Origin of the sequence: Halomonas sp. GFAJ-1, assembly GCA_002966495.1 — a bacterium.
GTDB lineage: Bacteria > Pseudomonadota > Gammaproteobacteria > Pseudomonadales > Halomonadaceae > Vreelandella.
Genome location: CP016490.1, coordinates 321,278 through 335,271 on the forward strand (window position 1 = coordinate 321,278; position 13,994 = coordinate 335,271).

General features: G+C 52.4%; 10 protein-coding genes and 4 pseudogenes. 8 read left to right on the forward strand and 6 right to left on the reverse strand.

The genetic code is table 11. From position 1 onward, the window contains the following. The first annotated feature begins 44 nt into the window (after positions 1-44). From BB497_01445 to BB497_01455, 3 genes and pseudogenes are all read left to right on the forward strand, one after another. Entirely contained in the window at positions 45-284 is a 240-nt protein-coding gene (locus tag BB497_01445) for a hypothetical protein (GenBank protein ID AVI61465.1), read from the forward strand. Then, positions 277-1,515, forward strand: a pseudogene (locus BB497_01450) (integrase). Before BB497_01445 ends, BB497_01450 begins: the two are co-directional and overlap by 8 nt. After that, a pseudogene (locus BB497_01455) lies at positions 1,502-1,849 on the forward strand (phosphohydrolase). Before BB497_01450 ends, BB497_01455 begins: the two co-directional pseudogenes overlap by 14 nt. 221 nt (positions 1,850-2,070) lie before the next feature. On the opposite strand, the gene BB497_01460 reads toward BB497_01455, so the two are convergent. The 6 genes and pseudogenes from BB497_01460 to BB497_01485 all read right to left on the reverse strand — a co-directional run bounded on the left by BB497_01460 (position 2,071) and on the right by BB497_01485 (position 9,484). Next, positions 2,071-2,433 (reverse strand): hypothetical protein, encoded by a 363-nt coding sequence (locus BB497_01460; GenBank protein ID AVI61466.1) that lies wholly within the window; start codon positions 2,431-2,433, stop codon positions 2,071-2,073. Positions 2,434-2,933: 500 nt separating this feature from the next. Continuing rightward, positions 2,934-3,278: a hypothetical protein gene (locus tag BB497_01465; protein ID AVI61467.1), complete on the reverse strand. Its 345-nt coding sequence runs from the start codon at positions 3,276-3,278 to the stop codon at positions 2,934-2,936. A 102-nt stretch (positions 3,279-3,380) separates the two neighbouring features. Next, positions 3,381-5,258, reverse strand: a pseudogene (locus tag BB497_01470) (C4-dicarboxylate ABC transporter). Between the two features lie 57 nt (positions 5,259-5,315). Continuing rightward, entirely contained in the window at positions 5,316-6,446 is a 1,131-nt protein-coding gene (locus tag BB497_01475) for a C4-dicarboxylate ABC transporter substrate-binding protein (protein AVI61468.1), read from the reverse strand. 72 nt (positions 6,447-6,518) lie between these two features. Continuing rightward, complete coding sequence (locus BB497_01480; GenBank protein AVI61469.1) at positions 6,519-7,715, reverse strand: carnitine dehydratase; 1,197 nt, start codon at positions 7,713-7,715, stop codon at positions 6,519-6,521. Further along, entirely contained in the window at positions 7,712-9,484 is a 1,773-nt protein-coding gene (locus BB497_01485) for a DNA alkylation response protein (GenBank protein ID AVI61470.1), read from the reverse strand. Before BB497_01485 ends, BB497_01480 begins: the two co-directional genes overlap by 4 nt. A 154-nt stretch (positions 9,485-9,638) precedes the next feature. Between BB497_01485 and BB497_01490 the strand changes: the two genes are divergently transcribed. The 5 genes and pseudogenes from BB497_01490 to BB497_01510 all read left to right on the forward strand — a co-directional run bounded on the left by BB497_01490 (position 9,639) and on the right by BB497_01510 (position 13,789). Continuing rightward, the gene (locus tag BB497_01490; protein AVI61471.1) at positions 9,639-10,526 is read left to right on the forward strand and encodes a LysR family transcriptional regulator; all 888 of its coding nucleotides are present in this window, start codon (positions 9,639-9,641) and stop codon (positions 10,524-10,526) included. A 241-nt stretch (positions 10,527-10,767) separates the two neighbouring features. After that, positions 10,768-11,046 carry a transposase gene (locus BB497_01495; GenBank protein AVI61472.1) on the forward strand — a complete coding sequence of 93 codons (279 nt, stop codon included), beginning with the start codon at positions 10,768-10,770 and terminating at the stop codon, positions 11,044-11,046. Between the two features lie 56 nt (positions 11,047-11,102). Further along, the gene (locus tag BB497_01500) at positions 11,103-11,921 is read left to right on the forward strand and encodes a transposase (GenBank protein ID AVI61473.1); all 819 of its coding nucleotides are present in this window, start codon (positions 11,103-11,105) and stop codon (positions 11,919-11,921) included. Positions 11,922-12,491: 570 nt separating this feature from the next. Then, complete coding sequence (locus tag BB497_01505) at positions 12,492-12,767, forward strand: hypothetical protein (GenBank protein ID AVI61474.1); 276 nt, start codon at positions 12,492-12,494, stop codon at positions 12,765-12,767. Between the two features lie 605 nt (positions 12,768-13,372). Next, a pseudogene (locus BB497_01510) lies at positions 13,373-13,789 on the forward strand (transposase). Positions 13,790-13,994 lie beyond the last annotated feature (205 nt).

Here is a 13,994-nt window from a genome sequence, read left to right on the forward strand (position 1 = left end):
TGCCTTTTAGTCACTCAGAATACCACCCCTCATGGAGGTTTTCGATGGAAGCATCATATACCTACCTAACGACCGAAGAGCTTGCTCAGCGCATTAAGTACGACTGCCGCACCATCCGCCAGCAATTAAAAGATAGCGTTCTTATTGAGGGTACCCACTACATCAAGCCATTTGGCCGCCGCAAAATTTTGTTCCTTTGGGAAGCCGTTGAAAAAGAAATGCTGAAGGCGACCCATAAAAACCTATCCATTCCGATGGCCAACGGAGGCTTTAGTCATGGGTAAAGTCCGCCAACGTAAAGAGACAGGTAAGCTCTACCTAGACTTTTTTTATCAAGGCTTGCGGCTGCGTGAACAAACCGCGCTGAAAGACACACCTGCCAACCGAAAAAAAGTAGAGTAACTGCTTGCAAAGGTAGAAGCCAAAATCCTGCTAGATGACTTCGATTACGCCGAGTTTTTTCCTGGCAGCAAAAACTTAAAAAAACTGGCGCCTATGCAGGCTGATCTCAACTCCACAGTGGCTATGCAAACTACTGAGAGCATATCGCAGAAGGTAGAAACACCACTCTTCAACGACTTTGCTGAGCAGTGGTTTGAGGAAAGCAAAATCCAGTGGCGTGCTTCCCACGTGCGCAATGTGCGCTCGATCTTGGATAGCTCGCTGAAGCCCGAATTCGGTAAAAAGCCCATTGGTGATATCACCAAGGCCGACATCATGGGGTTTCGCGCCAAGCTGGCCAAGCGCAAAGGGCGTGGCACCACGGGGCTCGTATCGCCAAAGACCATCAACAGCCATATGACCATTCTTCGCATGGTGCTGGATGAAGCTGCCGAGCGATTCGATTTCGAGACGCCCTACAAAAACATTAAGCCGTTAAAACTGCAGAAGACGCACATCGAGCCGTTCTCGCTCCACGAAGTCCACCGCATCATTGATAACGTGCGCCCCGACTATCGTAACTATTACACGGTGCGCTTTTTTACTGGCATGCGTACTGGGGAGGTCGATGGGTTGAAGTGGAAGAACGTGGATTTCGCCAAACGAGAAATCTTGGTGCGTGAGACGTTGATAAATGGCGAAACGGAATACACCAAGACCGATGGCTCCCAGCGTGAAATCCCCATGTTTGGGCAGGTATATGACGCCTTAAAAACGCAGTACGCCGCTACCGGGCATAAAAGCGCGTATGTGTTCTGCAATCAACTGGGGCAGCCGCTTGATCACAATAACGTGACGAAGCGCGTGTGGTATCCACTGCTACGGTCACTTGGGCTGGCCAAACGTCGCCCGTACCAAACGCGCCATACCGCTGCGACGCTGTTTCTGGCCTCGGGTGAGAACCCAGAGTGGGTAGCGCGCATGTTAGGTCACAGCTCAACCGAGATGCTGTTTAAGGTCTATTCGCGCTATGTGCCTAATGCCACACGTATGGACGGCTCTGCTTTTGAGCGTTTATTAGGTAATGCCACGTCCACCAAGCCCGAGAAGGAGCACCGCCATGAAACGGCCTAATCAACAAGCTCCAGCACACCTGTCTCGCACTTTTACGGGCACTTATCGCCTTACGGGACGCGTGGTGGAGTTCGACAATGCAAAAACGCCTTTTCTAAAGCTTCGGCTAAGCGACTGCGAAGGTGATCGTATCGCAATGCTGAATTTGGCTAAGACACACGTACCTGAGCGCATTGGCCATTTGGATTTTGTTACTGCTTCAGGAGTAAAGTGCTTATCAGGCCAATTCCTAATTGATGAGTTCCGCAAGGCGACCCGTGAGGAAGTCCACTCACTGGACACGCTACAATCGCTACCACGTGTGTACGCCCCCGCACCAGCGGTGTTCGCTACGTGACGCCCGCTGACCGGCATCAAGGTGTCGATCGAGAACGCCTTGAACATCGCAAAGCGGTTTATGAAAGAGCTAAACGTCGGCATCCACAGCGTTGGTCGGGGAGCACCCGAAACTGGGAGGTACCCGGTTCGGTAGCGCTCAACCCTGGCAAGCTTCAGGAAGTCGAGCGTAATAAACAGGCTGCTTAGAGGCAGCCATTTGGACAACTAGGTTGAAAATCACCGATATGTTTGTTTCGTTTTTGTAGCGTCTCCTGCATGAGGAAATGCAGGATACTGACGGTTGATCAAGGGATCTTGACGAATGGCTTTCGCCAGATCATCTAGCGAGGCAAGGGTGGGATTTTGCCGCCATCGAGCCAGAATGTCTTTTGATTCAGGATGGTGAAATTCATTAACCAGGTTGCCAATCGCGACGATCTGGTGATCCAATCCAAGCGTCCAAAAAGCCAGTTCCAGAGCATCACTGAGATCATGATGGGCAGCCCATTGGCATATATCGCGATAGGGGTGACCAAAGCGCGCTATTTGATTATCTGTGCTTTTATCATCGTTTTTGACTGCTGACGTGTACGCTACCATCGCTACCTATTCTTTCTTATGTAGAAAGTTACTATATATCTAACAAATATATAGATAATAGTGATAGCTACCAATATCTATTGATACCAAGCACAAGAAGTCAGAAGTCAGAAGTCAGAAGTCAGGAATAGTCTGTTAAAGCTTTCTAATAAGATGCTGTATCCAAAGATCGAGTTTTGCCGCTTGGGTGCTGCACGAACTCAGTGAGAAAACCATGGCTGCCATTTTAAAGCCTACCAAGGATGCGTGCTTCTCAGCAAGAGACAGATGTACCAACGCATTGAGCTGTGGCGCTGGCAAGTTTCGCGTTACCCGGTTGCCTGCTCGTTTCTGATAACCCATAGTGCGGCCTGCAAGTCTGCTTCAAGCATGTCAGTGGTGTCACTTAATCTATCGAAGATGCCGCTGGCAAGGTTTTTTGCGTATCAAGAAAGCACCCTTGAGTCATCATATCCAGTGCAGCCTCAACCTCTGCCAGCCGTGGTAGCCGCTGTGTACCATCAGCACCGGGTAAGGCCCAGCTTGACTTCAGCCAGCCCTACGCGCAACACGCAGAGGCACCCTAAGGCAACTTCCAACCCACCGCCTAACGCTGTGCCATGCATCACCGCAATAACCGATTTTATACAGCTCTCGATGCGTAAAATCACATCGGGTAATAACGGAGCTCGGGTGGGTTTTCCAAACTCGTTAATATCTGCACCAGCAATAAAGGTACGTACCTTAGCCAACAGCACCAGTACCTTCGCCTGCAGATCAGCCTCTGCCTGCTCAAAAGCCGCCATTAAACCGCTGCGCACCGCATAGCTGAGAACATTAACAGACGGGATAGAGATGCAAAACAACCTCCACTCTGTCATAACGCTTATAGGTAACGCAGGCGGTCATAGTAGTCTCTCCGGTGATGAGGGTGCCGTATGATCAACATGCCTCGTGCGCTGCATAGCCCAACACGCGCTATAAATCCCTACCAGAGCGGTGAAGCCGACGATGTCTGTCGTCAGGCCAGGGTAGATCAGTAGCATTGCCGTTAACAGCAGGAATAGGCGCGCAACATAGCCAATGATCCCCACACGATAGAGATAACCTTCCATCGCGGCGGCCACCAGCCAGATGGCGACAAAGGCGGTGATGGACGACAAAACAATGCGCAGCGGGTCACCCTGCAAAATCAGCGCGGGGTTGAGAACAAACAGGAAAGGCAACACAAACAGAATACCCCCCAGGCGCACGGCATGCAGACTGGTTTTCGTATTGTTGGCACCGGCCACGCCCGCCGCGGTAATCGCTGCCAATGCCACCGGTGGCGTAATGTACGAAAGCATGCCCCAGTAGAGAATAAACAAATGGCTACCCAGCGGGTTAAGCCCTGCCGAAACCAGTGCTGGTGCCAGCAGAATGGAGAGGAAAATGTAGCACGCGCTAACCGTCATCCCCATACCAAGCACAAAACTAGTGATCGCACCGGCCGCCAACATTAGCGGAATACTACCGTCGGCATAAAGCAGCAGCTCACGCGAAAATGAGCCCGCCACGCCGGTATAGGAAAGACCGCCCACCACCAACCCGATGCCCGCCAACACTGCCACCAGATTGCCCACGCTTTTCGCGAGCTGAAAAAAGAAATCCAGCCCTTTTTGCACATTCATTCGTTGGTGGCGGCGCACCATTGAAATACCCAGTAAAACCAGCGTTGCGTAGTAGGGTGCGTAGCTTTCCAGGCGCATCACTAGCAGCATGTAAATTAGCAGCGCTAGGCTTAACAGGTAGGGCCAGCCAGCCTTCAGGGTTTGCCAAATTTTAGGAATCTCTTCGGCTGGCATGCCTTTTAGGCCGTTACGAGCGGCGTAGTTATCCACCTGCAGGATAAGCGCCATATAGAAAAGAATGGCTGGCAATAAGGCGGCGATCATCACCTCGGAATAACTGACGCCCAGAAAGGACGCCATAATGAACGCCACCGCCCCCATCACCGGTGGCATCAAGGTGCCCCCCGTGGAAGAGCAGGCTTCGACGGCAGCTGCATACTCTTTTGAATAGCCACTGCGTTTCATTGCCGGGATGGTAATCGCACCAGTGGTCAGAATATTGGATACCGCACTGCCCGACAAACTGCCCATAAACGCACTGGAAATCACGGCGACCTTGGCCGGCCCGCCGCGGCTTTTCCCCATCAGCGCGGTGGCGAAGTCCATAAAAAACTTACCACCACCGGTAATCGTCAGGGCGATGCCAAATACTACAAAGCCGATGATCAGGTTGGCAACCACCTGCATGGGCACACCGACAATGCTTTCCACGCCCATCACATGGGAGCGAATAGTTTCTCCCAGGGTAAAAGGGTTGCTCCATAGAAAACCCGGCATGCTCCCTGCATAAATAGGGTACAGGCCAAACACCAGAGCCACTGCAAAAATCGCCCAACCACCGCAGCGTCTCACCCCTTCCAGCACCAGCAATACCATGACACTGGCAATAGCCGTCGCCTCGGTGGGGGCAAAAAACTCCCAACCTTCCTGCATCATGCGCAGGCCGTTCAACCCCAAGTAAATGGAACATCCTAATGCAGTGACTGCCAGCCCCCAGTCGTACCAGGGTAGGCGTTGGCTATCAGCGGCCCGCGCCGGATAACACAGCAATGCTGACGCAAGGAAAATACCGATCAGGTAGTAAAGAAAGGCATTCCCCAGTGGAGTAAAGCCAAACAGGGCTAACGAGAACGTCTGGTTGATGGCCATAAGCAGCCCTGCCAACCCCAAAAGCATAACGATTCCGCGCGAAACCTTGTTGAGCCGTGATGTCGTGTTGTCGCTATTATTCGTCATGGCCGTTACCTATAGACACCATTGCAGCCGGGGCCAATGGCCCCGTGCCTCAAGCCATTAAAGTTCGTCAAGCGTGGCCTGACGGCGCTCTTCCCAGCGTGCTTTAAAGGCCTCGTCATCAAGGTCGCTAGCCTCTTCCAGGGTTTGCTCCCATGCGGCTTGCAAGGCTTCTAAACGAGCGATGCGCGCTTCGTTCCAGGCATTCATTTCATCGCTCCACAGGTTCTGCTCCTGCATATAGCGCACGGCACCCGCATGGAAGGGGATATCAATCGGCGGGACACCAGAGTCCTTGATCGACCAGCGATGAATGGCTGACGTCGCATCCTTATAGAGGTCGTAAGACTCATCCAACGACTTGATGTAGGCATAAACCTCGTCTTCATCTTTATCGGCCATAGCGACAATGATCGGGTAGCGGTAGGCCAGCATGTTAGCCGGGGCATCTTCAGATAAGCCTGCACCAATGGTCTCGGTGAACGGCTGGAAGACCGGCGCCACCTGATTCATGCGTGCCCAGGCTTCCTCGTCGTCGGCAGGAATATCCACCCAGCGCAGCCCGCGTGGTGACTCTTCCAGCTCATAGAGCTGGCTTGCCGTGGTCGTGGTGCACACGGCATCAGCTTGGCCCTGTACCAGCGAGCTCATGGCGGCACCGTGTGCCGGGAACATCACCTCTTCAACGTCATCACGTGTGAGCCCCGCAAAGGCCAGGATGGCATCGCACTTCACGCTCACTGAAGGGTTGCCCGCGGCATACGCAACACGCTTACCGCGCAAATCTTCCAGACTATGAATTTCTGCATCGGCAGCGGTGGGAATACCAAACGAGGAGGGTCGGCCAGCCACCGCACGCAGATCCTGAGGCCCCCAACGGCGCTCAGCAAAGTCGAAGGTTCCTTCAGATGCAAAAAATGACTCGGTCGCCAGGAAGGCATAATCCGCTCGCCCTGACACAAGCGGCTGCAACCGCCCTATGGCAGATCCAGCTGGCTGAATACGGATGCGCGTGTCGTAAGCACGACCAAAGGCATCGGCAATAGCAGATGCTTCAGAATGCCCCTGCGAGCCGACATCGTAGGCTGTCCAAGTCATGGTATTGGGCAGTTCCTGGGCAGTCGCCACACCTCCCAGAGAGAATGAAAAAGAAGCGGCAATAATGCTGGCGTTTAATAGATTACGTTTCATGATGGCGTCTCACTTGTTGTTGAAGTTGTTAGTGATGTTTTATTAGCCGACGAGGGTTGTCCTCGGCCTTGGTCAGGCGTTTTTATCAATCGGCGTAGTACCCTTTTCTTTCAGTTGAGTAATGCGTTCAGGCGTGACGCCCATCTCCTTGAGAATATCCTCCGTGTGTTGCGAAAAGGTGGGGGGTGGGCGCTCATAATGACAAGGCGTACGGCTTAACTTAATCGGCGAGCCGGTGCCTTTGTAAGCGCCAATTTCAACAATCATTTTTCGATGAGTTGTATGGGGGTGAGCGAGCACCTGGGAGGTTTCCAGCACTGGGCCACAGGGCACGCCGTTTTGAATAAGGCGTTCCGCTAGCATCAACCCATCCTGATGTTTCATGGCGCCTTCCAGCGCCTCACGTAACGCTTCACGATTGACCAGACGCGTACCATTATCGATAAAACGCGAATCCTGGATCAGCTCGGTGCAGCCCAGTTCGGCGCACAACTTGGCAAACTGACCGTTGTTACCCACGGTTAAGAAAAGTGGCTGCGTAGCGGTCTTATACACCTCGTAGGGAGCAATATTTGGATGCGCATTACCAGTGCGCTGTGGGGCTGGGCCGCCATAGAACACATTCGGAAAATGCGGGTGCATTAACGACAGTCCCGAGTCAAACAGTGCCGCTTCAACAAACTGACCTTGTCCACTACGCGTTCGCTCATGCAGTGCCAGGGTAATTCCAATCACCGCATTCAACCCCGTCACGATATCAACGATCGGTAAGCCCACTCGCAAGGGATCACCGCCTTGCTCACCATTAACGCTCATCAGCCCTGCCATGGCCTGAATCACTGCATCGTAACCGGGCAGGCCGCCCATCGGGCCATCCGCCCCAAAGCCACTGATCCGGCAATGAATCAACGCAGGAAAGCGTGCACTCAGGACGTCATACCCCAGCCCCCACTTTTCCAATGTGCCGGGCTTGAAGTTTTCAACCAGCACATCCGCGCCTTCAAGCAACTCCAGTAATAAGGCGCGACCTGCATCCTGGCGCAGATCAAGCGCCATACCACGCTTGCCACGATTCAGGCCATGAAAGTAGGAAGAGGCATCCCCTTGAAATGGCGGCCCCCAGCCGCGGGTTTCATCGCCTTGCGGAGGTTCTACCTTGATCACATCCGCCCCATGATCTGCCAGCACCTGGGTACAATACGGGCCGCCCAGTACTCGGCTTAGATCAAGAATACGGATACCACTCAAACAAGCAGCAGGAGTCCTCATGACGCCACCTCTGGCACTCGCTCAGCGTTAGGCTCGGGAAGGTTCAGCTTGGCTATCAGCTGCACTACACGGCCTGCCCCCATCGGCCGCTCTTCCAATAGCTCAGCACAGTGCTCTGCAGGCAGGTCATCAACGACAGTCGGATCCTGTGGTAGCAGCTTGTAGCGCAGCACCAGTGCTGCTAGAGCGGCGCGGCGATGGTTATCCGGTTGCTGCTGCGCTTCCCAGGCAAGAAAAACTGTCGAGGTGGCGTGATAAAGCGTACTAGCGATACGTCGCACTTCATGTTCGTTATCGGCGCTTCCCGCTACTTTCTCAGCTGCCAGAACAGCCTTATCCAACACTTGTTTGAGTAAACAGCACTCTCGTTCGGCCAGGGCGGAAACCTCGATCAGGCGATGCAGATAGCCACTCAAAATAGGTAAGGTGCCTTCACGACGAATCGCACGAAACACGTCTAACGCGACAATATTGCTGGTACCTTCCCAAATCGATCCTAAGTGGGCGTCGCGCACTACCCGGGCATCCGACCACTCTTCGATATAGCCACACCCGCCGCGCACTTCCATACCATCAGCGGTGACCTTTCGGGCATCCCGGGTCGTACGAAACTTGATCAATGGCGTCAAAATACGCAGCAGTTTTGCAGCTTCCTGATCGCCTTTATCTGCTCGCCTTAGGCACTCGGCCGTGTGGAATACCATGCTGCGCCCCTGCTCGGCGGTTAGCATCATCTTGAGCAATTGGCGCTGCATCAGCGGCAGCTCAATCAAATGACGACCAAATGCATGTCGATGACGAGCAATATACAGGCTTTCGTTCATTGCGCGGCGCATCAAGCCAGCAGAACGCACACCGTTGGAAAGGCGCGACATATTGATCATATCGGTCATGTGTTTAAAGCCTTTGCCCTCTTCGCCCACCACATAGGCTTCTGCGCCTTCCAGAACAATCTCGCCACTAGCCATAGAGCGGGTACCCATCTTGTCCTTAAGCCTCAGGATGCGGTAGCTGTTCAAACGGCCATCAGGCAACTGACGTGGCAGTAAAAATAGCGTCAACCCACGCGTACCATCCTGCCCACCTTCAGGTCGTGCCAGCACCATGGCTAAGTCGGCATCTGGGTTAGAGCAGAACCATTTGTCCCCATAGAGTCGCCAAACGCCGTTCTCGTAACGAGCCTCAGTGGTAATCGCACCAACGTCTGACCCAGCATCCTGCTCGGTCATAAACATGGCCCCTTGAAAATGCTGCGCTTTATCCTGGGCGGTCAGGTTATCGATAAACTGAGCAATTAACTCTTCAGAGCCAAACTTGCGTAACGTACGCGTCAGCGAGTCGCTCATACTCAGTGGGCAGCACAATCCAAACTCCGCCTGCACAAACAAGAACGTCAGGCCATATTTAACAGCCGGCGGCATCGGTTCCGGCCAGCCCAAAACGCCGCCGCGGTGCGACATCGCCGCCAGACCAAAATGCGAATAAGCGTAGTGTTCCAGCTGCTGGTAGGCAGGGTGTTTTTCGATATGCTGGGCATCAGCCCCGTTGCGGGTACGCAGATGAAGGGTCGGTGGGTTTTTATCTGCAGCCAGCGCCAGTGTTTCAAGCTCATCTCCCACCAGCTTGCCCATCTCATCGAAAAAAGGGGCGGTATGCTGGCGCAACTCAGGGGCTAGATAAACAGCTAACAGGCTGGATAACTCTGGGTCACTGGTAAAGGCATTGTGTCCGCGGTTATCGGGAATGTTGCGGTGAATAGCGTTCGACATACCGCTTCTCCTTGTTATAGTTTCGATAGCATCTTTCGCATACTAGTAACCATTAACACTGGTCATCCAATACCGTTTAAGGATCTATCGATACTATTTACTGTATCGTTGAAGTCATTTGACATAATTCTATGCATAACGATGGGAGCATCAGATGGCACTCACCTTTCGGCAATTGCGGTATTTTTTGTTGCTGGCCGAAGAGCTGCATTTCGGTAGGGCCACTGAAAAGCTGCATATCTCACAGCCACCGCTAAGCGCGAGCCTGCGCCAGCTCGAAGACGAGCTGGGCGTAACGTTGCTTCAGCGAAGTAGTAAGAGCGTTAAGTTAACGACTGCGGGCGAGGTATTTCAGCGGCAAGCAAGACGCCTGCTTGAGGAACTGGAAGAGTCGCGCATCATGATGCAGCGCATCGCAGAGGGGGCTTCGGGAATTTTGAGAATCGGCTTCACGCCTGCCATGCTATTCCGCGGTTTGCCGCTTGCGTTACAGAAGCTCAAATCGGCACACCCTGGCATTGAGGTAAAGTTGCTGGAACGTAGTTCATCCGATCAGGTTGAGGGAATAGAGTCTGGACAGCTCGATATCGGTTTTATTCATGCTATGCCACTTCCCGATACGCTAGAAAAGCTGACACTGGCCAGCGAGCCATTGCTTGGCTGCGTACCCAGCCATCATCCGCTAGCTCAACGACAGTCAATCTGCCTGAAAGACTTGTGCAGTGATTCATTTATCACGTTTCGCCGAGATCTTTCCCCTTACTACTACGACCGCATCATAGGCCTCTTCCACGTTGCCGATCTAACTCCAAATGTAACCCACGAAGTGTCACATTGGCTGACTGTGATCGCTTTGGTCGCCAATAGCATGGGAGTAGCACTGGTACCAAAGTCACTGATAGACACACAGTTTTCTAACGTCAGCTTTCTACCTTTAGCCGATGTTTCTATCACGCACGAGTCACACTGTATTTGGCTAAAAGACAATGAAGCAGAAAACCTTGAACTGCTGATTAGCATTGTTCAAGGTCTCCAACCATAAAGAAAGCAAGCGCCCAGCTGCCTTATTGAAATGTACTAACAAGGACAGCAACCACCTCATCACAGACTGATGTTGAGGTATGGTTACCTTGGTTGGCATTCGGTAATCGCCCGTGTGGCTCGCCTTATCAGCATCGCCCAGTCAGCTATATGTAACAAGTCATACCAAAAATCAGTGCTTGAATCGCCCCAGGTTTCGTAGACACCTCCAGGCCTTATACTAAAGGTATCTAGGAGGAACCATGAGCTATCCCCGCTACACTGAAGAATTCAAAATCGAAGCCGTCAAGCAGGTGGTAGAGCGCGGCCATCGCGTGGCCGAGGTCGCTGAGCGGCTAGGCGTGTCAGGTCACAGCCTGTACATCTGGATCAAGCGCTACGATAAGCCGGTAGAACAACGGCAAGAAGATGATGATCTCCAAGCTGAAAACCGTCGTTTGAAGGCCGAGCTCAAACGCGTATCAGAAGAGCGAGACATATTAAAAAAGGCCACCGCGTACTTCGCCAGGGAGTCCGACTGAGGTACGCGTTTATTCAAAATTATGCGAGCCAATATTCGGTACGTCGCTTGTGTCAGATGATGGCAGTGCACCCCAGCGGTTACTACGCATGGTGTAAAAAAGCGCTCTCTAATCGAGCGCGAGAAGATGAGCGCTTGCTGGGATTGATCAAGCACTCCTGGCTTGAAAGCGGCGGTGTATATGGCTATCGCAAGGTCTACCAGGACTTGCGTGAAGCTGGCGAAGCTTGCGGGAAGCACCGTGTGGCGCGTCTTATGAGTAGGGAAGGTTTACGTTCTCAGACAGGCTATCGACGACGCCCTGGCGGCTATGGCGGTGGAAAACCGGCTGTTGTATCCCCTAACCATTTAGACCGTCAGTTTGAAGTAACAGCGCCAAATGTTACTTGGGTGACGGACATCACGTACATCCGCACTTATGAAGGCTGGCTTTACTTAGCGGTAGTTATCGACCTGTTTTCTCGTCAAGTGGTTGGCTGGTCGATGAAGTCTCGCATGACTACGGAGTTGGTACTGGATGCTTTGTTATCAGCAGTCTGGCGACGCAAGCCACAAGGAACGGTGATGGTGCATTCGGATCAAGGAAGCCAGTTTAGCAGTGGAGACTGGCAAAGCTTTCTGAAAGCGAATCACTTGGTAGGCAGCATGAGCCGACGTGGTAACTGTCATGACAACGCCGTTGCTGAAAGCTTCTTTCAACTTCTAAAGCGAGAGCGAATCAAGCGACAGATTTATTCAACACGCGAAGCAGCTAGATGTGACGTGTTCAATTATATTGAAATGTTTTACAACCCAAAGCGCCGACACGGCACAAGTGATAACTTGTCACCGGTTGAGTATGAAAGGCGTTACTTTAAGAGCCTAACGGGTGTCTAGAATATCCGGGGCGATTCAGCTGACCAGCTCCGATACGACTGTTTTGCATGTCGGTTGCCATTTTTTTCGACTCAAAATTCCCACTAAAACCAAAAGACTCTGCTCGGCAGTCATCCACCATTAAGACAACTGTCGAGCCACCCAAATCTGCCAAAGATGTCAATGATCAAGCGCATGACCTTTCCCCGAAATGGACATCACGCCGCGAGATGAGTTTGTGACCGCAGATCAGCCAAACCACTCAATTTGTCATGTCTGTTGTGACACTCTCGTATCACCCCTTCATTCCCTAGAAGGCTAGGAGGCCCCCGCCAAGGAGGTCACCGCATGAGCGAGACCCACCTTCACTCAAGAGACACATTCTGGGCGGCCAGTCGTCGATCGTCGCCTGAGCCAGGAAGCCTTTCGTAAGTTGACCGCTGGCCAGGTCATCAACCAGACCCAGTATATGAATGGACAGTTAGTGCCCAACTCGCTGTTCGATGAACTCTACAAGGAGCGTGTCCGCTACTACGTCGAGGCTTAAGCTAACATGGGAGTGGTACTGGTAAGCGCCAGGGCTTTTTATATGTGCGTTCTCTCACAGAGTCCCAGGGCGATGACGACAGCGGGAACCAGGAAAGCAGCGCATCGATGCGCCAGATTCAGAGAGTGTTGCTGGTTTTAGGGCGAGGCGTGCTGGAGAAAGGTAATCCCCCATTTTTAGGGGGGGGATTACCCCACAAGCTCAAACAGAGAAAATGGCGCGAGGCAACTCCTGTCGTCACTGTCTTGTCGAAGCCCGACAATTTGCCTGAAGGTCACTTTCTGGACAGGCAATTTCCCCAAATTCTGTGCCAAGTATAAGCTCCCTCATGTGCTCTTAAGTAACACTACCTCCACGAACGCAACCCAGAAAAAACCCTACTAATGATGATTTTAGATAATTAAATGTAATTTTAGGACATATAATATGTCCCTATTTCATCAGTCTCATAACCGTCATCGGTTCAAATCCGGTCCCCGCTACCAATATTTTGAAAGGCAGATCAGTTACTTACTGATCTGCCTTTTTTATTGCCTGTCATTCCAAAAAGCTCTGTGCCCACACCGTGCCCATTTTTAAAAATGCCTATCGGCAGGTGAAAAAGGCGGCGACCTTCAGGCAACGAACAATTTGTTCAGCATCTCCTTCTTTTCTTTCCTACCGAGTTAAGGTGCAGGTTCTGAACTGGGCTCCTTGATGTGAGTCACTAGCTTTTCGATCTCACAATCAAAGTAGTAGCAAAGCCTATCTAGATTATCTGTCACCGTGCAGTGGCCTGGGTGATTGATAATCTTCGATAACGTCATCCGGTTGATACACCTTCCGTGCGAGCCACACGCGCTGCCGCTGGAGGCGGTAAAAAGGGGGTTCAACAGAACCGCTAGACCACGCGCTCGGCCGTAGCCGCAGCGGTTTAACAACCAAAATTAATTTAGTTTTTGATCGTTATGGCTGGCCACTGGCGTTCACACTGTCTCCTGGTCAAGAGGCCGATTCTCGGCACTTCGTTGCGACATTAGAGAGCATCCATCTACCAGGTGACGTCGGGCGCCCTCGCAAACGTAGCCGCTATGTGGTGGCTGACAAAAGATACGACAGCGATGAGCTGCGTCATTATTGCGACAAGCACGGCATGAAATCCGTGATTGCTCAGCGCAACATGCACCGAAGAACCCGGCCTGGGCTACCTAGAGGGTTCGATAAACCGAAATATCGGTTTAGCTGGCTTAAAGAATGTCGCCGGATCGCCACACGCTATGAAAAGCTGGCAAGTAGCTTTAAGGCGATGGTATGCGTGGCGTGCATCGACCGTTGCTTGCGAGCCAACTTTTCGTACAAAACCCACCTAGCTCATGTAGATGGGTTTGACGACCTTCGCCAGTTTGCCTTGCATCGCATCCAGCAAGCCTCTCTCAGTCAGCAGCCTTGGCAAGAACAGCACGACTTTGACATTGATAGTTACATCAAAGGCGGTGCGTTTGGGTATCGGCAAGGGCCCAGCGATGTGGTGCTGGAAGCGGACATCGCCAGGCCTGTGGCGTGGCTGC

Bases quoted from the DNA above. Each gene is read 5' to 3' on its own strand.
- BB497_01480 (AVI61469.1), bottom strand. From the start codon at position 7,715: ATGAGGACTCCTGCTGCTTGTTTGAGTGGTATCCGTATTCTTGATCTA.
- BB497_01475 (AVI61468.1), bottom strand. From the start codon at position 6,446: ATGAAACGTAATCTATTAAACGCCAGCATTATTGCCGCTTCTTTTTCA.
- BB497_01490 (AVI61471.1), top strand. From the start codon at position 9,639: ATGGCACTCACCTTTCGGCAATTGCGGTATTTTTTGTTGCTGGCCGAA.
- BB497_01495 (AVI61472.1), top strand. From the start codon at position 10,768: ATGAGCTATCCCCGCTACACTGAAGAATTCAAAATCGAAGCCGTCAAG.
- BB497_01445 (AVI61465.1), top strand. From the start codon at position 45: ATGGAAGCATCATATACCTACCTAACGACCGAAGAGCTTGCTCAGCGC.
- BB497_01460 (AVI61466.1), bottom strand. From the start codon at position 2,433: ATGGTAGCGTACACGTCAGCAGTCAAAAACGATGATAAAAGCACAGAT.
- BB497_01485 (AVI61470.1), bottom strand. From the start codon at position 9,484: ATGTCGAACGCTATTCACCGCAACATTCCCGATAACCGCGGACACAAT.
- BB497_01500 (AVI61473.1), top strand. From the start codon at position 11,103: ATGATGGCAGTGCACCCCAGCGGTTACTACGCATGGTGTAAAAAAGCG.